The 23,154-nt window shown below is 65.9% G+C and carries 16 protein-coding genes and 3 rRNA genes; 13 read left to right on the top strand and 6 right to left on the bottom strand.

Going from position 1 to position 23,154, the window contains the following annotated elements; all coding sequences use genetic code 11:
* The first annotated feature begins 433 nt into the window (after positions 1 to 433).
* From QUC20_RS09725 to QUC20_RS09705, 5 genes are all read left to right on the top strand, one after another.
* Positions 434 to 1,953 (top strand): 16S ribosomal RNA (locus QUC20_RS09725).
* Positions 1,954 to 2,327: 374 nt separating this feature from the next.
* Positions 2,328 to 5,434, top strand: a 23S ribosomal RNA gene (locus QUC20_RS09720).
* 99 nt (positions 5,435 to 5,533) lie between these two features.
* Positions 5,534 to 5,650 (top strand): 5S ribosomal RNA (rrf, locus tag QUC20_RS09715).
* Together the 16S, 23S and 5S rRNA genes form the textbook arrangement of a ribosomal RNA operon.
* Before the next feature lie 100 nt (positions 5,651 to 5,750).
* Positions 5,751 to 6,407 carry a GntR family transcriptional regulator gene (locus QUC20_RS09710; protein ID WP_289329728.1) on the top strand — a complete coding sequence of 219 codons (657 nt, stop codon included), beginning with the start codon at positions 5,751 to 5,753 and terminating at the stop codon, positions 6,405 to 6,407.
* A 25-nt stretch (positions 6,408 to 6,432) separates the two neighbouring features.
* Positions 6,433 to 7,455, top strand: a complete 1,023-nt coding sequence (locus QUC20_RS09705) for a 1-aminocyclopropane-1-carboxylate deaminase (protein WP_289329727.1) — start codon at positions 6,433 to 6,435, stop codon at positions 7,453 to 7,455.
* Positions 7,456 to 7,461: 6 nt separating this feature from the next.
* Here the strand turns inward: QUC20_RS09705 and QUC20_RS09700 are convergent, their stop codons facing one another.
* Positions 7,462 to 8,586 carry a class I SAM-dependent methyltransferase gene (locus QUC20_RS09700; RefSeq protein ID WP_289329726.1) on the bottom strand — a complete coding sequence of 375 codons (1,125 nt, stop codon included), beginning with the start codon at positions 8,584 to 8,586 and terminating at the stop codon, positions 7,462 to 7,464.
* 68 nt (positions 8,587 to 8,654) lie between these two features.
* On the opposite strand from QUC20_RS09700, the gene QUC20_RS09695 reads away from it, so the two are divergent.
* On the top strand, positions 8,655 to 9,050 hold the full coding sequence (locus QUC20_RS09695) for a DoxX family protein (protein ID WP_120265334.1): 396 nt from the start codon (positions 8,655 to 8,657) through the stop codon (positions 9,048 to 9,050).
* Here QUC20_RS09695 and QUC20_RS09690 read toward each other — a convergent pair.
* Both QUC20_RS09690 and QUC20_RS09685 read right to left on the bottom strand, forming a co-directional pair.
* The gene (locus QUC20_RS09690) at positions 9,029 to 9,682 is read right to left on the bottom strand and encodes a response regulator (protein ID WP_120265333.1); all 654 of its coding nucleotides are present in this window, start codon (positions 9,680 to 9,682) and stop codon (positions 9,029 to 9,031) included. The two genes, QUC20_RS09695 and QUC20_RS09690, sit on opposite strands and share 22 nt — an antisense overlap.
* Positions 9,679 to 11,364, bottom strand: coding sequence for a sensor histidine kinase (locus QUC20_RS09685; protein WP_289329725.1), 1,686 nt, complete (start codon positions 11,362 to 11,364; stop codon positions 9,679 to 9,681). Before QUC20_RS09685 ends, QUC20_RS09690 begins: the two co-directional genes overlap by 4 nt.
* Before the next feature lie 154 nt (positions 11,365 to 11,518).
* On the opposite strand from QUC20_RS09685, the gene citH reads away from it, so the two are divergent.
* A complete protein-coding gene (citH, locus tag QUC20_RS09680; protein ID WP_289329724.1) occupies positions 11,519 to 13,045 on the top strand; it encodes a citrate transporter CitH in 1,527 nt (508 codons plus the stop codon).
* A gap of 6 nt (positions 13,046 to 13,051) precedes the next feature.
* Here citH and QUC20_RS09675 read toward each other — a convergent pair whose 3' ends face one another.
* Positions 13,052 to 14,065 carry a Gfo/Idh/MocA family protein gene (locus QUC20_RS09675; protein WP_289329723.1) on the bottom strand — a complete coding sequence of 338 codons (1,014 nt, stop codon included), beginning with the start codon at positions 14,063 to 14,065 and terminating at the stop codon, positions 13,052 to 13,054.
* Between the two features lie 51 nt (positions 14,066 to 14,116).
* Here QUC20_RS09675 and QUC20_RS09670 point away from each other — a divergent pair, with 51 nt between their 5' ends.
* Positions 14,117 to 15,448, top strand: coding sequence for a M20/M25/M40 family metallo-hydrolase (locus QUC20_RS09670; RefSeq protein ID WP_289329722.1), 1,332 nt, complete (start codon positions 14,117 to 14,119; stop codon positions 15,446 to 15,448).
* Here the strand turns inward: QUC20_RS09670 and QUC20_RS09665 are convergent.
* The gene (locus QUC20_RS09665) at positions 15,441 to 15,956 is read right to left on the bottom strand and encodes a hypothetical protein (protein ID WP_289329721.1); all 516 of its coding nucleotides are present in this window, start codon (positions 15,954 to 15,956) and stop codon (positions 15,441 to 15,443) included. The two genes, QUC20_RS09670 and QUC20_RS09665, sit on opposite strands and share 8 nt — an antisense overlap.
* Before the next feature lie 186 nt (positions 15,957 to 16,142).
* On the opposite strand from QUC20_RS09665, the gene QUC20_RS09660 reads away from it, so the two are divergent.
* From QUC20_RS09660 to mmsB, 5 genes are all read left to right on the top strand, one after another.
* A complete protein-coding gene (locus tag QUC20_RS09660) occupies positions 16,143 to 17,150 on the top strand; it encodes a LacI family DNA-binding transcriptional regulator (RefSeq protein ID WP_289329720.1) in 1,008 nt (335 codons plus the stop codon).
* 112 nt (positions 17,151 to 17,262) lie between these two features.
* Positions 17,263 to 18,024: an L-ribulose-5-phosphate 4-epimerase gene (locus QUC20_RS09655; protein WP_289329719.1), complete on the top strand. Its 762-nt coding sequence runs from the start codon at positions 17,263 to 17,265 to the stop codon at positions 18,022 to 18,024.
* Positions 18,025 to 18,087: 63 nt separating this feature from the next.
* Positions 18,088 to 19,215, top strand: a complete 1,128-nt coding sequence (gene chvE / locus QUC20_RS09650; protein ID WP_289329718.1) for a multiple monosaccharide ABC transporter substrate-binding protein — start codon at positions 18,088 to 18,090, stop codon at positions 19,213 to 19,215.
* 97 nt (positions 19,216 to 19,312) lie between these two features.
* Positions 19,313 to 20,842, top strand: coding sequence for a multiple monosaccharide ABC transporter ATP-binding protein (gene mmsA, locus QUC20_RS09645; protein ID WP_112617952.1), 1,530 nt, complete (start codon positions 19,313 to 19,315; stop codon positions 20,840 to 20,842).
* 23 nt (positions 20,843 to 20,865) lie between these two features.
* Positions 20,866 to 22,095, top strand: coding sequence for a multiple monosaccharide ABC transporter permease (mmsB, locus tag QUC20_RS09640; protein WP_120262371.1), 1,230 nt, complete (start codon positions 20,866 to 20,868; stop codon positions 22,093 to 22,095).
* A gap of 98 nt (positions 22,096 to 22,193) precedes the next feature.
* Here the strand turns inward: mmsB and QUC20_RS09635 are convergent, their stop codons facing one another.
* The gene (locus tag QUC20_RS09635; protein ID WP_289329717.1) at positions 22,194 to 23,135 is read right to left on the bottom strand and encodes a quinone oxidoreductase family protein; all 942 of its coding nucleotides are present in this window, start codon (positions 23,133 to 23,135) and stop codon (positions 22,194 to 22,196) included.
* Positions 23,136 to 23,154: the final 19 nt, after the last annotated feature.

Below are 23,154 nucleotides of genomic sequence, written 5' to 3'. Positions count from 1 at the left end.
CTTATTACTTGTTCGCCCCACAGGGAAGAGCGAGAGGGCCGGAAGGTCCCGCCTCCCTCAAGCGGAGAACAACCCGAGACAGACGCTTCCGAGCGTCGCAGGTCGATGACCTGCCACAGGGTCCCCATCACACCTCCACACCACACTCGGTCTCCGGGTCTGGTTCTGGAACAGGCCGTGGTGGGGTATGGTTGTGAAGTTGCCCTCTGGGCTGGCTGTGAGGTCAGTTGGGGGAGCGTCCGATCCTTGAGAACTCAACAGCGTGCACTTGTCAAATGCCAAATAACCTCGACTCCACTTCGGTGGGGTGAGATTCCTTTGGATCAAAGACCTTCCTTCGGGGAGGCAACGGATAGTCAGCAATGATTTATCTCTTTGGTCAGCATCAAACTCGCTGCTCTGGTCTTTTTCCGACTGGTCGCAGCAAATTTTCTTTACGGAGAGTTTGATCCTGGCTCAGGATGAACGCTGGCGGCGTGCTTAACACATGCAAGTCGAACGGTGAAGCAGAGCTTGCTCTGTGGATCAGTGGCGAACGGGTGAGTAACACGTGAGCAATCTGCCCCTGACTCTGGGATAAGCGCTGGAAACGGCGTCTAATACCGGATACGAGCTGCGACCGCATGGTCAGTAGCTGGAAAGAATTTCGGTCAGGGATGAGCTCGCGGCCTATCAGCTTGTTGGTGAGGTAATGGCTCACCAAGGCGTCGACGGGTAGCCGGCCTGAGAGGGTGACCGGCCACACTGGGACTGAGACACGGCCCAGACTCCTACGGGAGGCAGCAGTGGGGAATATTGCACAATGGGCGAAAGCCTGATGCAGCAACGCCGCGTGAGGGATGACGGCCTTCGGGTTGTAAACCTCTTTTAGCAGGGAAGAAGCGAAAGTGACGGTACCTGCAGAAAAAGCGCCGGCTAACTACGTGCCAGCAGCCGCGGTAATACGTAGGGCGCAAGCGTTATCCGGAATTATTGGGCGTAAAGAGCTCGTAGGCGGTCTGTCGCGTCTGCTGTGAAAACCCGAGGCTCAACCTCGGGCCTGCAGTGGGTACGGGCAGACTAGAGTGCGGTAGGGGAGATTGGAATTCCTGGTGTAGCGGTGGAATGCGCAGATATCAGGAGGAACACCGATGGCGAAGGCAGATCTCTGGGCCGTAACTGACGCTGAGGAGCGAAAGGGTGGGGAGCAAACAGGCTTAGATACCCTGGTAGTCCACCCCGTAAACGTTGGGAACTAGTTGTGGGGTCCATTCCACGGATTCCGTGACGCAGCTAACGCATTAAGTTCCCCGCCTGGGGAGTACGGCCGCAAGGCTAAAACTCAAAGGAATTGACGGGGACCCGCACAAGCGGCGGAGCATGCGGATTAATTCGATGCAACGCGAAGAACCTTACCAAGGCTTGACATATAGAGGAAACGTCTGGAAACAGTCGCCCCGCAAGGTCTCTATACAGGTGGTGCATGGTTGTCGTCAGCTCGTGTCGTGAGATGTTGGGTTAAGTCCCGCAACGAGCGCAACCCTCGTTCTATGTTGCCAGCACGTAATGGTGGGAACTCATGGGATACTGCCGGGGTCAACTCGGAGGAAGGTGGGGATGACGTCAAATCATCATGCCCCTTATGTCTTGGGCTTCACGCATGCTACAATGGCCGGTACAAAGGGCTGCAATACCGTGAGGTGGAGCGAATCCCAAAAAGCCGGTCCCAGTTCGGATTGAGGTCTGCAACTCGACCTCATGAAGTCGGAGTCGCTAGTAATCGCAGATCAGCAACGCTGCGGTGAATACGTTCCCGGGTCTTGTACACACCGCCCGTCAAGTCATGAAAGTCGGTAACACCTGAAGCCGGTGGCCCAACCCTTGTGGAGGGAGCCGTCGAAGGTGGGATCGGTAATTAGGACTAAGTCGTAACAAGGTAGCCGTACCGGAAGGTGCGGCTGGATCACCTCCTTTCTAAGGAGCATCTGACTCTTCGGAGTCCAGAACCCAGTTCGAAGGCACATGTTCTTCGCTGGGAGCTCATGGGTGGAACATTTGACATGGTGCGAAGGATGAGGTTCTTCTCTAGTACGCCGCTTGCGGTGGGAACGGGGAGGGTTTCGGGTGTCGCACCTGCACGCTGTTGGGTCCTGAGGGACCGGATGAGAGTCCGCAACCTCTGGGCCTTTTCTTCATGCTGCTTGGGTGGCATGTGGGGAGGGTACCGCCCGTACTTTGAGAACTACACAGTGGACGCGAGCATCTTCGATGCGACACCTTCGGGTGTTGTGTCGTGAAGATGATCTTAAAGATCATTAGTCAATTTTTTGACGATTCAACTCATGTGATTTCAAGTCTTTAAGAGCAAACGGTGGATGCCTTGGCATCTGGAGCCGAAGAAGGACGTAGCAATCTGCGATAAGCCTCGGGGAGTGGATAAGCACACTGTGATCCGAGGGTGTCCGAATGGGGAAACCCCGCTGGGCGGCGTGCCGACCTAGTGACTCCCGCCTGAATATATAGGGCGGGTAGAGGGAACGTGGGGAAGTGAAACATCTCAGTACCCACAGGAAGAGAAAGCAACAGCGATTCCGTTAGTAGTGGCGAGCGAAACCGGATCAGGCTAAACCTTGCGTGTGTGATAGCCGGCAGGCGTTGCACGTTGGGGGTTGTGGGACTTTTCTGATCATTCTGCCGAGTGGTCGACGTTACAAGAAGGTATAGACGAACAGGTTTGAATGCCTGGTCATAGAGGGTGCGAACCCCGTAGTCGAAATGCTTCTCTTGGCGTGAAGAGTATCCCAAGTAGCACGGGGCCCGAGAAATCCCGTGTGAATCTGTCAGGACCACCTGATAAGCCTAAATACTCCCAGATGACCGATAGCGGACAAGTACCGTGAGGGAAAGGTGAAAAGTACCCCGGGAGGGGAGTGAAATAGTACCTGAAACCGTTTGCTTACAAACCGTTGGAGCCTCCTTAGTAGGGGTGACAGCGTGCCTTTTGAAGAATGAGCCTGCGAGTTAGCGATACGTGGCGAGGTTAACCCGTGTGGGGTAGCCGTAGCGAAAGCGAGTCTGAATAGGGCGATTCAGTCGCGTGTCCTAGACCCGAAGCGAAGTGATCTATCCATGGCCAGGTTGAAGCGACGGTAAGACGTCGTGGAGGACCGAACCCACTTAGGTTGAAAACTGAGGGGATGAGCTGTGGATAGGGGTGAAAGGCCAATCAAACTTCGTGATAGCTGGTTCTCTCCGAAATGCATTTAGGTGCAGCGTTGCGTGTTTCTTGCCGGAGGTAGAGCTACTGGATGGCCGATGGGCCCTACAAGGTTACTGACGTCAGCCAAACTCCGAATGCCGGTAAGTGAGAGCGCAGCAGTGAGACTGTGGGGGATAAGCTTCATAGTCGAGAGGGAAACAACCCAGACCACCAACTAAGGTCCCAAAGCGCGTGCTAAGTGGGAAAGGATGTGGAGTTGCTGTGACAACCAGGAGGTTGGCTTAGAAGCAGCCACCCTTGAAAGAGTGCGTAATAGCTCACTGGTCAAGTGATTCCGCGCCGACAATGTAACGGGGCTCAAGCACGCCACCGAAGTTGTGGCATTGACATTATTGGTAGGCCTTCGTGGTCCAGCCGTGTTGATGGGTAGGAGAGCGTCGTGTGGCCAGCGAAGCGGCGGTGTGAACCAGCCGTGGAGGCTACACGAGTGAGAATGCAGGCATGAGTAGCGAAAGACGTGTGAGAAACACGTCCTCCGAAAGACCAAGGGTTCCAGGGTCAAGCTAATCTTCCCTGGGTAAGTCGGGACCTAAGGCGAGGCCGACAGGCGTAGTCGATGGACAACGGGTTGATATTCCCGTACCGGCGAAGAACCGCCCAAGCTAATCCAGTGGTGCTAAGAGTCCTAACCCGGGCTTAGTTGATCCCTTCGGGGTGAGACGGTCCGGTCTAACGCTCGACCCCATGCTGGTGCGGCTAGCGTATTAACAGGTGTGACGCAGGAAGGTAGCCCAACCCGGGCGATGGTTGTCCCGGGGCAAGTGCGTAGGCCGAGTCATAGGCAAATCCGTGACTCATACAGGCTGAGACACGATGCGGATAAAAAGTGGGTGATCCTATGCTGCCGAGAAAAGCATCGACGCGAGGTTCTAGCTGCCCGTACCCCAAACCGACTCAGGTGGTCAGGTAGAGAATACCAAGGAGATCGAGAGAATCGTGGTTAAGGAACTCGGCAAAATGCCCCCGTAACTTCGGGAGAAGGGGGGCCTTCCACTTATTAGGATTTACTCCGAAAGGGTGTGGAGGCCGCAGAGACTAGTGGGTAGCGACTGTTTACTAAAAACACAGGTCCGTGCCAAGTCGCAAGACGATGTATACGGACTGACGCCTGCCCGGTGCTGGAAGGTTAAGAGGACCGGTTAGCCGCAAGGCGAAGCTGAGAATTTAAGCCCCAGTAAACGGCGGTGGTAACTATAACCATCCTAAGGTAGCGAAATTCCTTGTCGGGTAAGTTCCGACCTGCACGAATGGCGTAACGACTTCCCAACTGTCTCAACCGCGAACTCGGCGAAATTGCACTACGAGTAAAGATGCTCGTTACGCGCAGCAGGACGGAAAGACCCCGTGACCTTTACTACAGCTTGGTATTGGTGTTCGGTGTGGCTTGTGTAGGATAGGTGGGAGACTTTGAAGCGGTGACGCCAGTTACCGTGGAGTCATTGTTGAAATACCACTCTGGTCACTCTGGATATCTAACTTCGAACCGTAATCCGGTTCAGGGACAGTGCCTGGTGGGTAGTTTAACTGGGGCGGTTGCCTCCCAAAAAGTAACGGAGGCGCCCAAAGGTTCCCTCAACCTGGTTGGCAATCAGGTGGCGAGTGTAAGTGCACAAGGGAGCTTGACTGTGAGACTGACAGGTCGAGCAGGGACGAAAGTCGGGACTAGTGATCCGGCAGTGGCTTGTGGAAGCGCTGTCGCTCAACGGATAAAAGGTACCTCGGGGATAACAGGCTGATCTTGCCCAAGAGTCCATATCGACGGCATGGTTTGGCACCTCGATGTCGGCTCGTCGCATCCTGGGGCTGGAGTAGGTCCCAAGGGTTGGGCTGTTCGCCCATTAAAGCGGTACGCGAGCTGGGTTTAGAACGTCGTGAGACAGTTCGGTCCCTATCCGCTGCGCGCGTAGGAAATTTGAGAGGATCTGACCCTAGTACGAGAGGACCGGGTTGGACGAACCTCTGGTGTGCCAGTTGTTCCGCCAGGAGCACCGCTGGTTAGCTACGTTCGGGATGGATAACCGCTGAAAGCATCTAAGCGGGAAGCCGGCCTCAAGATGAGATTTCCATGCCTTCGGGCGAGAGGCTCCCAGCTAGACTACTGGGTTGATAGGCCGGATGTGGAAGCGTGGTAACACGTGAAGCTGACCGGTACTAATAAGCCGATGACTTGATAACACACCGTTTTTGGTGCTTGCGTCCACTGAGTGGTTCTCGATGTACGGTCGAGAACCGCATAACGATCAATCGTTGTGCAGACTGAAACATCAATAGTGTTTCGGCGGCCATAGCGTGAGGGAAACGCCCGGTTACATTCCGAACCCGGAAGCTAAGCCTCACAGCGCCGATGGTACTGCAGGGGGGACCCTGTGGGAGAGTAGGACACCGCCGGACTTCTTTCGTAAGAGGGCCACCCAATGCTGGGTGGCCCTTTTTCGTGCGCTCAGTGCGGCTGGACTTGACTGTTCGTCGCCCGTGGTGTGCAATATATTGCATGTCGCTAGCTCCCGTCGCCCGTCCCGCTTCGCTGCGCGACCACGCGTACACGGCGCTGCGTGACGCGATCGTCAGTGGCCGGCTCGAACCCGGCGCCCGGCTTCGCGACAGTGAGCTCGAAGAGTGGCTCGGTGTGAGCCGCACCCCCATCCGGGAGGCGATCGCCCGGCTCGAAGTCGCGGGGCTGGTCCGGACGCGACGTGCGAAGGCGACCGAGGTCGCGCCGCTGGACGAGCGCGAGGCCCTGTCGGCGCAGCGGATCGCCGCAGCGTTGCATGAGCTCGCTGTCCGCGAGGCCGTGCCCCAGCTGACGGCATCGAATATCGATGCGATGCGTGCCGCGAACGCCCGGTTCGCCGAGGCACTGCGGGCGAGCGACGTGGAGGGCGCCGTCACTGCGGACGACGAGTTCCATCGGGTGGCTGTCGATGCGAGCGCCAACCCGCTGCTCGGCACTCTGCTCGAACAGGTAACGCCCTTGCTGCGGCGGCTCGAACGCGCACGCTTCTCTAGTCTTGCGGGGCGCGACTCCGTCTCTGCGCATGCGCGCATCGTCGAGCTGTGCACTGCGGGCGATGTCGATGCCGCCGCGTCCGCGACACGTGAGAACTGGCTGACCCTCGAGCGCCTGTTGACCCATCCCGATCCCGCCTGAGCTCCACCCGACTGCAGGAGTACCGATGTCTCTCGCCGATTTTCCCCGCCACTCGCTGACCTTCGGTCCGAGCCCGATCCATCCGCTGGATCGTCTGTCCGCCCATCTCGGGGGTGCGCGCATCTGGGCCAAGCGTGAGGACGTGTCGAGCGGTCTCGCCTATGGCGGCAACAAGACCCGCAAGCTCGAGTACATCGTGCCCGACGCCCTCGCGCAGGGCGCCGACACGCTCGTGTCCATCGGCGGCATCCAGTCGAACCACACGCGTCAGGTTGCGGCGGTCGCCGCCCGCCTCGGCTTGCGAGCCGTCGTCGTCCAGGAGAACTGGGTCGACTGGCCGGATGCGGTCAACGACCGCGTCGGCAACATCCTGCTCTCGCGGCTGATGGGCGCGGATGTCCGGCTCTCACCCGCGGGCTTCGACATCGGGTTCCGCGATTCGTGGAAGGAAGCGATCGCCGACGTCGAGGCGGCGGGGGGCAAGCCCTACGCGATTCCCGCAGGGGCCAGCGACCACCGCCTCGGCGGGCTCGGGTTCGCGAACTGGGCTCACGAGGTGCGTCAGCAGGAGGAGCAGCTCGGGGTGTTCTTCGACACCATCGTCGTCTGCACCGTGACCGGCTCGACCCACGCCGGCATGGTGGCGGGCTTCGCCGACCTCGCGGCGAACTTCGGCGACCGTCCGCGTCGCGTCCTGGGCATCGACGCGTCGGCGACGATCGAGAAGACCCGCGACCAGGTGGAGCGCATCGCACGCCGCACGGCGGAACTCATCGGCGTCGGCCGCGAGCTGCGTGATGACGAGATCCAGGTGCTCGAGGGATGGGCAGGCGAGAAGTACGGCATCCCTGTCGCGTCCACGGACGAGGCCATCTTCCTCACGGGACGTCTCGAGGGCGTCATCCTCGACCCGGTCTACGAGGGGAAGTCGATGGCGGGTCTGATCGACCTCGTCTCATCGCGCGAGATCCCGGCAGCGTCGAACGTGCTCTACGCACACCTGGGCGGGCAGCAGGCGATCAACGCATACAGCGGCCGCTACCACTGAGTGCCGTCAGCGGCGCGTCGAGACCGTCACCGTGAACTTCGGGTCACGGGCGATCTGGCGCGTGGGGCCCACGATGCGTTCGAGCTCGGAGCGGTAGCGGAGGACCGAATTCCACACGCACCAGAGCTCGCCGCCGGGGCGGAGTACACGGGCGGCGTCGTGGAAGAGGCGCGGCGCGACTCGGTCGCTGACGGATGCGCCGGAGTGGAAGGGCGGGTTCAGCGCGATGAGGGATGCGCTCGCGTCGGCGCGGCGAGACAGCAAGTCATCGCGAGCGACCTCGACACGGTCGGACACCCCGTTGGCGCGCATGGTGGCATCTGCGGAGGCGACGGAGGCGGCCGACTGATCCGACGCGTAGACGCGGGCGGCGGGATGGCGCGTCGCCCAGGTCGCCGCGACGATGCCCGTGCCGCACGCGAAGTCGATCCACGGGTCTTCGGCGGTGCCACCCGCAGTGGGCGCCGGGAGGTTCTCGAGCAGCAGCCGGGTACCGATGTCGACGCGGGCACCGGCGAAGACGCCTCCGAAGGCCCGAATCTCCAGGCCGTCGATGCGCGCCGCGCGAGCCTCGGGCAGTGAGTCAGCGAGGGGTCCCCGCGCGATCAGCACCCGTGACTTCCCCCGCGCGTGCGTGACGTCCACCCGCTCGAAAGCTCCACGAAGCACGTCGTTCATGGCGAGTGACATGTGCTTGATACGGCCACCGGCGTAGACGACGACATCGGGTGAGGCGGCGGCGGCGATCGTGGCGGCGATGTCTGCCAGGGCATCGAGCGATCGCGGCAGGCGCAGCAGCACGGTCCGCGCGCCGGCGACGAGCGCGGTGTCGAGGGGGAGTGAGGCGAATCGGGCGTCGGGCATGAGACGCTCCGCGTTCGCGGCGAGGGCGGCCTCGCCGCTCAACGGGTCCTGGTGGACGCGGATGCCGGTAGCGCCCTCATCGGCCGCTCCGAGCGTGAGCGCGCCGTAACCGTCACCGATGACGGTGAGCTCGCCGGGACCCGTCGTGGCGCGAGCCGACGCGGACTCGTCGAGGATCAGCCGGTCGGCGGAATCGGCGGCGACGAGACCGGGCGCCTCGACGTCGGGCCAGCGGCGGAGAAGTGAGAGATCGAGCGCGCCGGACACCCGGGTAAGCCTAGTGGGGCGGATCGCAAGGGTTCGACGGTCGGGCGGGAGGAGCGCACACTGGAGGCATGAGAACCCTGCTTCGCCGGCTGCTCGCCGGTGCCATGATCTTCGCCGGACTGAGCCATCTGTTCTGGGCGAGGCGAGACTTCCAAGCGCAGGTGCCCGATGTCGTCGTCGAGAAGCTGCCGATCGATCGGGACGGCGTCGTCGTCGCGTCCGGAGCCGTCGAGGCGCTGTTCGGTCTCGCGCTCCTCGCGCTCCCGCGCGAGCGTTCGCGCATCGGAGCACTGCTCGCGGGGTTCTTCATCGCGGTCTTCCCCGGCAATGTCGATCAGTGGCGCAAGGGACGGAGTGCCTTCGGACTCGACACGGATCGTCGTCGCTTCGTGCGGCTGTTCTTCCAGCCGGTGCTCGTGGCGTGGGCGTGGTGGTCGACCCGTCAGCCGCGCGACGCGGCGTAGCGATGCTCCGGCCGCCCCGTCGAGCCGTAACGCAATCTGACGTCGACGACGCCGCGGCCCGCCATCGTCGCGAGATGGCGCTGCGCCGTCGCTCGTGAGATGCCGCACTCGGCCGCGATCTCGCCGGCCGAGGCCTCTCGGTCGCCGAGGGTGGCGAGGATCATCTGCTCGGTCGCCGAGCGGGTCGTCGTCGCGGGGCCGCCGTGAACGATGGAGAGTGCGCGATCGATGTCGTCCTGCTCCAGCTCGACGGCGTCGAGGACGTTGCGAAAGCGTGCGTACCGCTCCAGACGCTCGCGGAGAGCGCGGGCATCGAAGGGTTTGATCAGGTAGCCGATGGCGCCCGCACGCAGGGCGCGCCGCACCGTCTCGGCGTCGGATGCGGCCGACAAGACGATGGCATCGGCGTCGATGGAGCGCACGAGCTCGACTCCTTCGCCGTCGGGCAGGTAGTTGTCGACGAGGACGAGATCGGGACGGTGCTCCGCGATCGCCGAGCGCGCCGCCGCGACCGACCGCAGCGGCTCGAGGGCGCGGAACCCGGGCACCGAGTCGACGGCGTCGCGGTGCAGGTCCGCCACGCGGAAGTCGTCGTCGACGACGAGGACACGCAGCGGGGCAGTCGTGGTCATGAGCCGTCCTCCTCGGGGCGGGGTGCGGTGGTATCGGTCGTGTCGGCAGTGGTGTCTCTGGCGTCGGGGGCGGAGGCGCGGAGCACGCCCGGCAGTCGCGCCGCGAAAACGGCTCCGGATGCCGCAGGCGCCTGGCCGCCGGGGTCGATCAGCCACACGTCGCCACCGAGACGGCGCGCCAGCTCGCGCGAGAGCGGCAAGCCGATCCCGCGTCCCCGGACCCGGTCGTCCTCGGGCTCCGCGGCCGGCGCGAAGACATCTCGGCCCGTCGGCACGCCGGGCCCCGAATCGGCCACGGTCGTGACGAGCGCGTCGCCGTCGCCGAAGAAAGTGACCTCGACCCAGCGGGGCTCGGCGCCACGGGCGGCGGCGGTGACGGCATTGTCGATGAGGTTGCCGATGACCGCGGCGGCGTCCTCGACGCGAGCGAGCTCGCCCAGGATGAGCGTGTCTTCGCCGACGGCGACGCTGACACCGCGCGCGGCTGCCTCGCTCGCCTTCGCCGCGAGGAGGGCCTGCAGGAAGAGATCGTCGATCCGCGCGATGTGTGCGACGGCGGTGGCCACGCTGCCCCGCTCGAGGAGCTCGTCGAGGAATGCCCGTGCGTCAGCGACCCGCTCGGCGTCGATCAGGCCCGCGGCGACGTGCAGGCGATTCGAGAACTCGTGCCGCTGCACCCGCAGAGCCCCCGTCACGGTCCGCACCGAAGAGAGCTGCTCATCGAGCTCGGCGACATCCGTGTGATCCCGGACGATCACCACGTCACCGAGCTCGCGGCCACCGTGTCGCACCGGATGCACGTCGACGGTCAGCACGCGGTGCCCGACCGCCACGCGGTGCAGTGGCACTCCTTCTCTGATCGCGGATACGACGGTGTCCGGCAGCGCAAGCGCGGAGAGCGGCCGTCCCACAGAGCCGTCGAGACCGAGCAGTCGCTCAGCAGCCTCCGAGGCGACCCGCACGACGCCGGTCTCATCGAGGGCGAGTACCCCGTCACCGATGCCGTCGAGCACCGCGCTCTGCTGCTGCACAAGGGCCGTCAGCTCTTCGGGCTGCAACCCGAGGGTCGTCTTCTCCCAGCGGCGCCGCAGCACCGAGCCCGCGGCTACGCCGACGCCGAGCGCGAGCATCGCGGCGACGCCGATGGCGAGCAGCACCGAGGGCAAGTCGTCGAGCACGCTTCCCTCTTCGAAGCCGACGCTGACCTCGCCGACCGGCCCGCCGCCGCCGGGCGGCAGGACGGGCACCTTCGCCCGTGCCGAGCGTCCGAGGGTCCCGACCTCCCAGTCGACGACCTCCGCACCGCCGAGAACCCGATCGAAGGGGGTGGACACGGTCTCACCGAGTCGCTGTGCGTTCGGATGGGCGAGGCGGATGCCGTGGTCGTCGGTGATCACGACGAAGAGCGCGTCGGTCCGCTCTGCGACGGCGAGGGCTGTGCTCTGCAGCGCTCCGTCGACGAGGTCGGCGGCAGCCGGGGTGCCGGGGTCGTCGGACCACCGGGCGACGGCGGCCCGCACCTCCGGGGCCGCGGCCACGGAGCGGGCGATGTTGAGGGCGTTCTCCTCGGCGGCGCTTCGCACCTGTGTCACCGCGATCACGGCGAACGCCCCGGTGCACAGGAGCAGCACCGTCGCGACGACGGCCAGCTGCACGAGGAAGAGTCGCGTCGTGAACCGCATCCGACCTCCTGTGCTCTCGCGCGCAGAATGCGCAGAACACACGCTACGCGCTCAAGTCACCCGAATGCTCTCAAGCGCGCGGTTCGCCTGCAGCGCGGCCTAGATTCGACCGATCGCACCGCTGGTCCGTGCAGCCGCCGACGAAGGAGTCGACATGACCATCCCCGCCATCCTCGCCGCCGCCGCGGACGAAAAGGCCTACGACCTCGCGTTCCTGCCGCCCGAGGGCGTGCTCGTCGCGCTCGGGTTCACGATGGTGCTCACCTTCATGGCACTCATCATGACCCGCAGGCTCACGCCGATGGTGGCCCTCATCCTCGTGCCGACCGCCTTCGGCCTCTTCGCGGGCGCGGGGCTGGGGCTCGGCGACATGATCATCGACGCCATCACGAGCATGGCGCCGACGGCCGCCCTGCTCATGTTCGCGATCATGTACTTCGGCATCATGATCGACGTGGGGCTCTTCGACCCGCTCATCCGGGTGATCACCCGCGTGCTGAAAGACGACCCCGCGAAGGTCGTGCTCGGCACCGCCGTGCTCGCGGCCGTCGTGTCGCTCGACGGCGACGGCTCGACAACCTTCATCATCACGACCTCGGCGATGCTGCCGATCTACCTGCGGCTGGGCATGAGCCCCGTCGTGCTCACCTGCGTCGCGGGTCTGATGAACGGGACGATGAACATCGTGCCGTGGGGTGGGCCGACCGTGCGGGCGGCGTCGGCGCTCGGGCTGCAGCCGACCGACGTCTTCGTGCCGATGCTGCCCTCCCTGGCGGCCGGCATCGTCGTCTCGCTGACCTTCGCCTGGTTCCTCGGTCTCTCGGAGCGACACCGGCTCGCCGGCAGCATCGACACCTCGCGCCTCGGCGGGGGAGACGGCGTGCTCGGCGGGCCGAAGCTCTTCCGCGGCGCCGACCCTCGTCCGGGCGCCCTCGCCACACTGCGCACCGGCAACGTCGTGACCGTGCGTGGGCGCAAGCCCGTTCCGGCGGCGCGGTGGGTCGAGGAGCGCGACACCGCCATGGCCGACACGATGCTCGATCCGAATCGTGCGACGCTGCGTCCGCGCCTGGTGTGGGTCAACCTCGCGCTCACGCTCGTGGTGATGGTTCTGCTGGTGCTCGACCTGTTCCCGCTCGCGTACGTCTTCATGGTGGGCGCCGCTCTCGCCCTCGTGATCAACTTCCCCAAGCTCAAGCAGCAGGCCGATGAGATCGTCGCCCACGCACCCTCGATCGTCGGTGTGGTCTCGATGGTGCTGGCCGCCGGCGTGCTCGTGGGTGTGCTCAACGGCACCGGGATGGTGGCGGCGATGGCCTCGTGGGTCACCGAGGTCATCCCGACGCAGCTCGGACCTCACCTGGCCGTGATCACGGGAGTCCTGTCGATCCCGTTCACGTTCTTCATGTCGAACGACGCGTTCTACTTCGGCATCCTCCCGATCCTCGCCGAGAGCGCCGCGACCTACGGGATCGAGCCGGTCGAGATGGCGCGTGCATCGATCACCGGGCAGCCGGTGCACCTGCAGAGCCCGCTCGTGCCCGCCATCCTGCTGCTCGTGTCGCTGGCCAATGTCAACCTCGGCGACCACCACAAGAAGGTGCTGTGGCGCGCCGCGATCGTGTCGCTCGTGATGCTCGCCGTCGCGGTGCTCGTGGGCGTCGTGCCCTTCGCCGCCTGAGGACGCTCAGCCTTCCTGCGGGTAGCGCACACCGATCTGATCGCGGATGTCGTCGAGCACGCCCATGATCGCGACGGTCTCGGCGATCGGCAGGATATCGCCGTCGATGCGTCCTGCGGCGATGAGCGCTTCGGCCTCGAGCGCCTGGAACTGCATGCCGCGCCCCTCGATCTCGGACCGGTACTCCTCGAGCACCGTGCCGTCGTGGGACACGACGCGGAAGTCGGTGGCGGCGTACCAGACGCCCGAGACCTCGATGCGTGCCTCCGAGCCGACGATGTGAGCGGTGTTGGGGCCGGCGCCGCGCGACGACGACACGGTCGTCGAGATCGCGCCCGAGGGGTGGGTCATGACGGTGGCGACCTCGGCGTCGGCGCCCGTATCCATCAGCCGGGCGAGTGCGCGGACCTGAGTCGGAAGCCCGAGCAGGTCGCAGACGAACGACACGGGGTAGATGCCGAGATCGAGCAGCGCGCCGCCGCCGAGCGAGAGGTCGTTGAGGCGATGAGAGGGGTCGTCCGAGATCCGCTGCGTGTGATCGGCGAACACCGTGCGGATCTCGCCGAGCGTGCCGGCAGCCACGATCTCGCGCAGACGGACCATGTGCGGAAGGTAGCGGGTCCACATCGCCTCCATGACGAGGACGCCCGCGTCGGCGGCCAGATCACGCAGCGCGACGGCCTCGTCGCGGTTGAGCGTGAAGGGCTTCTCGACCAGCACGTGCTTGCCGTGCTGGATCGCGAGCGCGGCAGCATCGCGGTGGCCGGGATGGGGGGTGGCGATGTAGATGATGTCGACGTCGGGATCCGCCGCGAGCTGCTCGTACGAGCCGTGCGCATGGGGGATGCCGTATTCGTCGGCGAAGCGGCTCGCGGACTCCGGTGTGCGCGAGCCGACGGCGGTGACCTCGCGGCCGGCCGTGCGGAGGTCGCGGGTGAATGCGTGGGCGATGCCGCCGGTGGCCAGGATGCCCCATCGCAGGCCGGCGTGCGATGTGCCGGACGTCGTCTCGTTCGTCATGAGGCGAGCCTAGCCAGCGGGGCGGCGACCCGCGCGGCGTAGGCTCGCACCGTGGACACCGCCGCCGTCGAACGCTTCCGCGAGCTCCTGCGGATCCCGACCGTCTCGCACGCCGTGCCGGCAGCATCGGACGCCGATCAGCTGAGCCGCTTCCGCGAGACTCTCCGTCGCCTCTATCCCCGCGTGCACGCCGAGCTCGAGCTCGAGCTGGTGGGGGAGCACGCGATGCTCTACCGGTGGCCCGGGCGAGCGCCCGACGCCTCGCTCGTGCTCATGGCGCACTACGACGTGGTTCCCGTCGTGCCCGACGAATGGACCCACCCGCCGTTCGACGCCGTGCTGACCGGCGACGGCGCGGAGGCGACGATCCACGCGCGCGGCGCGATCGACGACAAGGGCTCGCTCGTGGCGATCTTCGAGGCCGTCGAGGCCCTCGTCGACGAGGGGTGGCGGCCGGCGCGCGATGTCTACCTCGCCTTCGGCCACGACGAAGAGGTGGCCGGCCTCGGCGCGCCCGCGATCGTCGAGGTGCTGCGCGACCGCGGCATCCGGCCCGCGCTCGTCGTCGATGAGGGCGGCGCGGTCGTGTCGGGCGCCGTCCCCGGTGTCGAGGTCGAGACCGCGATGATCGGCGTCGCCGAGCGAGGCGTCATGACCCTCGATCTGACGGCCCGCGAGGCGGGAGGTCACGCGTCGACGCCGCCGCGGCTCCCCGCCACCGCGAGACTCGCGCGGGCGATCGACCGGCTGCACCGTCATCCGGCTCCGATGCGACTCGTGCCACCGGTACGCGCGATGTTCCGCACCCTCGCACCGTTCGCCCGCGAGCCTTTCCGCTTCGTCTTCGCGAACCTCGCCGTCACCGGGGCCCTGCTCGCCCGAGCCCTGCCCCGGTTCGGCGCCGAGACCAACGCCCTCGTTCGGACGACCGCGGTGGTGACCGAACTCAGCGGCGCGGACGGCGAGAACGTGCTCGCGACGACCGCCCGCGCAGCCGTCAACATCCGCCTGCTCACGGGCGACACCGTCGCCGCGGCGACCGAGCGTGCACGACGAGCCATCGCCGACCCCCACATCGAGATCGAGGTGCGCCACGGCTCGGACCCGTCGCCCGTGTCTCCTTGGCGGGGTGAGGGGTGGCGGCGCGTCGCGACAGCGGTCGGGTCCGCCCTCGGCACGGATGTCGTCGCGACTCCGTATCTGCAGCTCGGGGCGAGTGACAGCCGGTGGTTCACCGCGATCTGCGAGAACGTCTACCGCTTCGCGCCCTTCCGCCTCACGGCATCCGAGCGTGAGGCCCTCCACGCTCACGACGAGCGCATCCGGGTCGACGTCTGGTTGCGGGGGATCGGCTTCTACCGCGACCTGCTGCGCCTCAGCTGACCTGGCTGCGCCGCGGTGGCACGTCGGAGACGCCCGTGAGGAACGCGACGATGTCGTCGGCGCTCGCCGAGATCTCCGGGCCGCGCCCGAACGTCCACCCGGCGTCGGTCGCACGGACGGTGTGCCCGGCGATCGCTGCCCGTCGCGCGAACGGAGCGTTCGTCGAGGCCGCGAGCGCGACCGTCCCGGCGACGTCGAACGGCAGCGGCGGCCGCTCGCCCGGCAGCCGGAGGTACGCGCGCGCGACGGCCGTGAGATCGCGGCCGGAGCGCCGTCGCCCGCGGCCGACGGCGTCGGCGAGATCGATGAGGGAAGCGCGGCCGTCGTCGTCGCCCGTCAGCCCGGCCTCATCGATGAACTGCCGGCGACGGTCGTCGGGTTGCGCGTCGAGCACGGCGGCCGCGAGCGTGAGGATGGCTGCGATCTGGACCCGGCGGTCGGCGGGCGCCGCGGCAGCGGCATCCGGTGACCGGTGGCTCAGAGGCAGGAATCGCGCCAGGTCGGACATGCGGTCAGCATACGGCGGCGAGGGAGCGCCGGGGCGGTGCGTCGGTCGTGTGACGCGGAAGCCTGCTGTCACACGACCTTTGCATGCCGGTGTGACTGTCACATTCCCTCGACCGCGTGTTTTCGAAACTCGCGGTGCATAATGGGCTCGAGCCGATGTGACCGTGCGCATCGGGCCGGAGGAAGCATGAGCGAGGACGCTGCAGGCCGTCGCCCGAGCATTCGCGATGTCGCGCGCCTGGCCGGTGTGTCGCACCAGACGGTGTCGCGCGTCCTCAACAATCACCCGAGCATCCGCGCCGAGACCAAGGAACGCGTGCTCGCCGTGATGGCGGAGCTCGACTACAGCCCCAACCGCGCCGCTCGTGCCCTGGTGACGAGCCGGTCGCACACCATCGGCGTGCTGACGTCATCGGCGACGCAGTACGGGCCGGCGTCCTCCATCGCGGCGATCGAAGCCGCCGCCCGCGAGCGCGGCTACTGGGTCTCGACCGCCAACGTCGATGCGCGCGAACCGAGCTCGATCCAGGCCGGGCTCGCCCACCTGGTGGCTCAGGCGGTCGAGGGGCTCGTTGTCATCGCGCCGCAGGTGCGCGTGTTCCGCGCCCTCGCCGCGCAGCCGATCGGCATCCCCTACGTCACGCTGCAATCGACGGAGGTGGATCCGGGGCACGCGCTGTCGGTCGACCAGATCGCCGGCGCTCGTCTGGCCACGCGGCATCTGATCGAGCTCGGCCACCGGTCGATCTACCACATCGCCGGTCCGCAGGACTGGATCGAGGCCGAAGCCCGCATGCGCGGATTCCTCGAGGAGATGAGCGACTCCGACATCCCCACGACCGCTCCGGTGCTGGGGGACTGGACCGCGGAGTTCGGCTACTACGCCGGCCGCGAGCTGCTGCGAGTGCGCGACTTCACGGCCATCTTCTCGTCGAACGACCAGATGGCGCTCGGGCTTCTGCACGCGATCCGCGACGAGGGGCTGGACTGCCCCCGCGACATCAGCATCATCGGGTTCGACGACATCCCCGAGGCGGCGCACTTCTGGCCGCCCCTGTCGACGGTGCGTCAGGATTTCGCAGAGCTCGGCCGCCGCTGCGTGGACCTGCTGCTCGGCCACGGCTCGGGCGAGGTGGACCCGGCCGTGCTCGTTCCCGCGCTGGTCGTGCGTTCCTCGACCGGTCCGCGGCGCTGAGTCGTCGTTATCGATCCGAGACACGCCGGGAGTTGACACCCCGGTTCCGACCCTGGCTATAGTGTCGCAATGTGAACGGTCACATCGACTGTCACACGATCGAGGCCCGCCGATGGTGGCCGGGCGAAGGAGCACTCGAGTGGCACGCAACGCAGCGATCAGCAGCGAGTACGTCGACGGCGTGAAGGTCGAAGTCGCGGTAGCGCGGGTTCGGGCCGAGGTGGCGTCGTTGCACGCGGAGCTGGTGCGTTACGGGCTGGTCGTGTGGACCGGCGGGAACGTGTCGGGGCGGGTTCCGGGGGCTGATCTGTTCGTGATCAAGCCGTCGGGGGTGTCGTATGACGAGTTGGCTCCGGAGAACATGATCGTGTGTGATCTGGATGGCCGTGTGGTGCCGGGTACGCCGGGTGCTGATCGGTCGCCGTCGAGCGATACGGCGGCGCATGCGTATGTGTATCGGAACATGCCCGAGGTGGGTGGTGTGGTGCACACGCATTCGACGTATGCGGTGGCGTGGGCGGCGCGGGGTGAGGAGATCCCGTGTGTGATCACGGCGATGGCTGATGAGTTCGGGGGGCCGATCCCGGTGGGGCCGTTCGCGATCATCGGTGATGACTCGATCGGTCGGGGGATCGTGGACACGTTGCGGGGGCATCGTTCTCGGGCGGTGTTGATGCAGAACCATGGGCCGTTCACGATCGGGTCGAGTGCGAAGGATGCGGTCAAGGCTGCGGTGATGGTGGAGGACGTGGCTCGCACGGTCCATATCGCCCGGCAGGCGGGTGAGGTGATCCCGATCCCGCAGGACGCGATCGATGCGTTGTACGACCGGTATCAGAACGTTTACGGACAGACCACCGACGACCGCCGGTAGCCCCGCACCGGGGCGCGGTCACCATTTCCCGCAAGACAGTGAAGTCACTGGAAAGGACACACAGTGAACAAGAAGTTCCTGTACGCAGCAGCGACGCTCGCCGTCGGCGCCCTGGCGCTCTCGGCATGCTCCAGCACCGGCGGCGGCGCCGGCGGCGGTGAGGGCGGCGGCGACGGCGGCCTCATCGGCGTCGCGATGCCCACGAAGAGCTCGGAGCGCTGGATCCAGGACGGCAACGCCGTCAAGAAGGCTCTGGAGGACCAGGGATACCAGGTCGACCTCCAGTACGCCGAGGACGACATCCCGACCCAGGTCTCGCAGATCGAGAACATGATCACCAAGGGTGCCGAGGCGCTCATCGTGGCTTCGATCGACGGCACGACGCTGACCGAGGCGCTGCAGAACGCCGCCGACGCCGAGATCCCCGTCATCGCCTACGACCGACTGATCAAGGGCACCGAGAACGTCGACTACTACGCGACGTTCGACAACGCGCTCGTCGGCCGCCAGCAGGCGTGGACGGTCCTGAACGGACTCGGGCTGACCGACCTCGAGGGCAAGCCGCTCGACGGCGCGCCGGCCGGTCCCTTCAACATCGAGCTGTTCGCCGGCTCGCTCGACGACAACAACGCGTTCTTCTTCTGGGACGGCGCGATGGAGGTCCTCGAGCCGCTGATCGACGACGGCACCCTCGTGGTCAAGTCGGGTCAGACCGACATCGAGCAGGCCGCAACGCTGCGCTGGGACGGCGAGACCGCCCAGAGCCGCATGGAGGACATCCTGACGGCCAACTACTCCGACGGCACGCAGGTCGATGCCGTCCTCTCGCCCTACGACGGCATCTCGCGAGGCATCATCTCCGCGCTCGAGGGCGCGGGCTACTCGCTCGGCGCCGAGTGGCCGATCATCTCGGGCCAGGACGCCGAGGTCGACTCGGTCAAGGCGATCCTCGCCGGTGAGCAGTACGCCACCATCTTCAAGGACACCCGCGAGCTCGCGAAGGTTGCCGCGAACATGGCTGCCGCTGCCCTGAAGGGCGAGGAGCCCGAGGTCAACGACACCGAGACGTACGACAACGACGTCAAGGTCGTGCCCTCCTTCCTGCTGGCACCGGTTCCCGTCGTGAAGGACAACGTGGAGTCGTCGCTCGTCGACACCGGTTACTGGACCGCCGAAGAGCTCGGTCTCTGAGCCGCGGCATCCGCCCATCCTCGGAACGGCGGCGGGAGCGAACCGCTCCCGCCGCCGCACCCGAGAAATCATCCACCCCCACAAGGAAGTCGGAGACGTGAGCGAAACCATCCTCGAGATGCGCGGGATCACCAAGACCTTCCCCGGCGTCAAGGCGCTCTCGAATGTCAATCTCGCCGTCCAGCGCGGCGAGATCCATGCGATCTGCGGTGAGAACGGCGCGGGGAAGTCGACCCTCATGAAGGTGCTGTCCGGGGTCTACCCGCACGGCACCTACGACGGCGAGATCGTCTACGCGGGCGACACCGTCGAGTTCAAGAATCTGCGCGACAGCGAGGCGCGCGGCATCGTCATCATCCACCAGGAACTGGCGCTCAGCCCGTACCTGTCGATCGCCGAGAACATCTTCCTGAACAACGAGCGGAAGGGCGCCGGCGGCCTCATCGACTGGAACAAGACCAACTTCGCCGCGGCCGAGCTGCTGCGTCGCGTCGGGCTCAAGGAGAACCCGACGACGAAGGTCAACCAGATCGGCGTCGGCAAGCAGCAGCTCGTCGAGATCGCCAAGGCCCTCTCGAAGGAGGTCAAGCTCCTCATCCTCGACGAGCCGACCGCCGCGCTCAACGACGAGGACTCCGACCACCTGCTCGATCTGATCCTGAGCCTGCGCGAGCAGGGCATCACGTCGATCATCATCAGCCACAAGCTGAACGAGATCAAGAAGGTCGCCGACACCGTCACGGTCATCCGCGACGGCAAGACGATCGAGACGATCTCGAAGAACGACGTCACCGAGGACCGCATCATCAAGGACATGGTGGGCCGCGACCTCGAGCACCGTTATCCCGATCACGAGCCGCAGATCGGTGACGAGCTGCTGCGGGTCGAGAACTGGACCGCGCACCACCCTCAGGACCCCACCCGCGTCGTCGTCGACGACGTTTCGGTGACGGTCCGCGCGGGCGAGATCGTCGGCATCGCCGGGCTCATGGGCGCCGGGCGTACCGAGTTCGCGATGAGCCTGTTCGGTCACAGCTACGGCACCCGCATCTCGGGCAAGGTCTTCATGCGCGGCAAGGAGATCCGCACGCGCACCGTCTCCGAAGCCATCGCCAACGGGCTCGCGTACGCGACCGAGGACCGGAAGACGTATGGCCTGAACCTCATCGAGGACATCAAGCGCAATATCTCGATGGCGTCGCTGAAGAAGCTCGAGAAGGCCGGTCTGGTCGACGACAACGAGGAGTTCTCGGTCGCTAACCAGTACCGCAAGAGCATGAACATCAAGGCGCCGACCGTGCTCGCCAAGACCGGAAAGCTCTCGGGCGGCAACCAGCAGAAGGTCGTGCTGTCGAAGTGGATCTACTCCGACCCCGAGGTGCTCATCCTCGACGAGCCCACGCGTGGCATCGACGTCGGGGCGAAGTACGAGATCTACACGATCATCAACAAGCTCGCCGCAGCGGGGAAGGGGATCATCGTGATCTCGTCCGAGCTGCCCGAACTGCTCGGCATCTCCGACCGCGTGTACGCCCTCTCCGAGGGACGGATCACCGGTGAGCTGCCCATCGCCGACGCGACCCCCGAGTCGGTCCTCAAACTCATGACCATGGAGAAGCCCCGCTGAGCGGGGCCGCAGGAGATCCTCGAATGTCTCAGAACAACGCCCCTGAAACCGCCGCCGGCGGCGGGCTCAACCCGACCGAGAACCGCTTCACGCGCTGGCTCGGACACATCCTCGCCGACCTCGGCAAGAACGGCATCTTCATCGCGCTGATCGCGGTGGTCGCCCTCTTCGCCATCCTCACCAACGGCATCCTGCTGCGTCCGCAGAACCTGTCGAACCTGGTCGTGCAGAACGGCTACATCCTCGTGCTGGCGATCGGCATGGTGATGATCATCATCGCCGGCCACATCGACCTCTCCGTCGGATCGGTCGCCGCCTTCATCGGCGCCGTGTCGGGCGTGTTCGCGGTCAAGATGGGGATGCCGTGGTGGCTCGCCATCGTCCTCTCCCTGCTGATCGGCGCGCTGGTGGGAGCCTGGCAGGGTTTCTGGGTCGCCTACGTGGGCATACCCGCGTTCATCGTGACGCTCGCGGGCATGCTCATCTTCCGCGGCCTCGCCCTCGTCGTGCTCGGCAACGCGAACATCGGCTCGTTCCCCACCGAGTACCGTGCCCTCGGCAACGGCTTCTTGGCGGGCATCTTCGGTGAATCCGATCCAGACCTCTTCACGCTTCTGATCGGCGCGCTGGGTATCGTCGCCCTGGTCGTGCAGCAGTGGCGCACCCGCGCCGGACGCCAGAAGTACTCGCAAGACGTCGAGCCGCTCGTCTGGTTCATCGCGAAGCTCGCCCTGATCGCCGTCGTGATCGGCTGGTTCACGTGGGCGCTGGCCTCCTACAAGGGCATTCCGGTGACCCTGATCGTGCTGGCGGTGCTGGTGCTGGTCTACGGCATCGTCATGAACCGCACCGTGTTCGGTCGTCACATCTACGCGATCGGCGGAAACCGCCACGCGGCCGAGCTCTCGGGCATCAAGACCCGTCGCGCCGACTTCTGGCTCTTCGTCAACATGGGGGTGCTCGCGGCCCTCGCCGGTCTCATCTTCACCGCGCGACTCAACCTCGCAGGTCCCAAGGCCGGTGACGGCTTCGAACTCGAGGCGATCTCGGCGGCGTTCATCGGCGGGGCGGCCGTGCAGGGTGGTGTCGGCACCATCGGCGGCGCGATCATCGGTGGTCTGATCATCGGTGTGCTCAACAACGGCATGTCGATCATGGGCATCGGCATCGAGTGGCAGCAGGCCGTGAAGGGTCTCGTGCTGCTGCTCGCCGTCGCCTTCGACGTCTACAACAAGCGGCGCTCGGGCAACTGACGACGCCCCGAGGCTGAGCGACCAAGCGGCGCTCGCGTCGGCATCCCGATGGGATCGCCGGTGCGGGCGCCGCTTCGCCGTGGTCGGGTGGCGGCCGGTCAGGGCAGGAGCGTGATCTTGCCGGGGGTGTGGGCAGCGACCAGCCGGTGCGCCTCCGCTGCCTCGGCGAGGGGCAGCTCGGGTCCGAGCTCGACGCGGAAGGCGCCGGCGGCGAGCAGCGCCGCGACCACGGGGATCGCCTCGGCACGCCAGGCAACCTGCTGTTCGGTGAGCGGCTCGGGGCTTCCGCCCGAGAACGCGCGGATGCCGAGGCCCGCGGCATCGGCTCCCCGCACGATCGTGGCGATGCGGGAACGGTCGGCGACCAGGTCGAGCGAGACCTCCAGCGCTTCGTCGGTGCCCGCGCAGTCGAGCGCCACCGTCACGCCTTGCGGTGCAGCGGCCCGGACACGGTCGGCGAGTCCGTCGCCGTACCCGACGGGTGTGGCGCCGAGCTCGCGCACGCGATCGGCCCGGGCCTCGCTCGCGGTGGCGATGACGGATGCACCTCGAAGCCGGGCGAACTGGATGGCCGCTTGACCGACCGATCCACTGCCGGCGTGCAGCAGCAGGGTGTCGGCCGGGCCGACGTCGAGCGATCGGAGCGACTGATACGCCGTCGCGACCGGGATGCCCAGGGCCGCGCCGACCGCAGGGGAGACGCCGGCGGGGAGAGGCGTGAGCTTGTCGGGCGTGACGACGATCTCGGTCGCATAGACACCGCTCGCCCCGAACACGACGACCTCGTCGCCGACACGGAAGCCGTCGACATCCGCGCCGACCTCGGTGACCACGCCTGCGCCATCGTTGCCGATGCGCCGGGGCTTCGAGATGGTGGCGGAGGGCCGCAGACCCGCGCGCAGCTTGTGATCGATCGGGTTGACCCCGGCCGCGGTCACGCGCACGCGCACCTGACCCGGGCCCGGTGCGGGGACCTCGATCTCGCTGAGGGTGAGGACCTCGGGTCCGCCGAATTCGGAGTACGTCACTGCGTGGGCCATGGGGCCACGCTACCGACAG

Source organism: Microbacterium arborescens (assembly GCF_030369635.1).
In the GTDB taxonomy this organism is placed as follows: domain Bacteria; phylum Actinomycetota; class Actinomycetes; order Actinomycetales; family Microbacteriaceae; genus Microbacterium.
This window is presented reverse-complemented; position numbering and strand designations above follow the sequence as displayed.

Coding starts and splice junctions, on each gene's coding strand:
- QUC20_RS09695 (WP_120265334.1), top strand. CDS start 8,655: ATGAGAACCCTGCTTCGCCGGCTGCTCGCCGGTGCCATGATCTTCGCC.
- QUC20_RS09635 (WP_289329717.1), bottom strand. CDS start 23,135: ATGGCCCACGCAGTGACGTACTCCGAATTCGGCGGACCCGAGGTCCTC.
- QUC20_RS09690 (WP_120265333.1), bottom strand. CDS start 9,682: ATGACCACGACTGCCCCGCTGCGTGTCCTCGTCGTCGACGACGACTTC.
- QUC20_RS09660 (WP_289329720.1), top strand. CDS start 16,143: ATGAGCGAGGACGCTGCAGGCCGTCGCCCGAGCATTCGCGATGTCGCG.
- QUC20_RS09675 (WP_289329723.1), bottom strand. CDS start 14,065: ATGACGAACGAGACGACGTCCGGCACATCGCACGCCGGCCTGCGATGG.
- QUC20_RS09705 (WP_289329727.1), top strand. CDS start 6,433: ATGTCTCTCGCCGATTTTCCCCGCCACTCGCTGACCTTCGGTCCGAGC.
- QUC20_RS09655 (WP_289329719.1), top strand. CDS start 17,263: ATGGTGGCCGGGCGAAGGAGCACTCGAGTGGCACGCAACGCAGCGATC.
- mmsB (WP_120262371.1), top strand. CDS start 20,866: ATGTCTCAGAACAACGCCCCTGAAACCGCCGCCGGCGGCGGGCTCAAC.
- QUC20_RS09665 (WP_289329721.1), bottom strand. CDS start 15,956: ATGTCCGACCTGGCGCGATTCCTGCCTCTGAGCCACCGGTCACCGGAT.
- QUC20_RS09685 (WP_289329725.1), bottom strand. CDS start 11,364: ATGCGGTTCACGACGCGACTCTTCCTCGTGCAGCTGGCCGTCGTCGCG.
- QUC20_RS09710 (WP_289329728.1), top strand. CDS start 5,751: ATGTCGCTAGCTCCCGTCGCCCGTCCCGCTTCGCTGCGCGACCACGCG.
- citH (WP_289329724.1), top strand. CDS start 11,519: ATGACCATCCCCGCCATCCTCGCCGCCGCCGCGGACGAAAAGGCCTAC.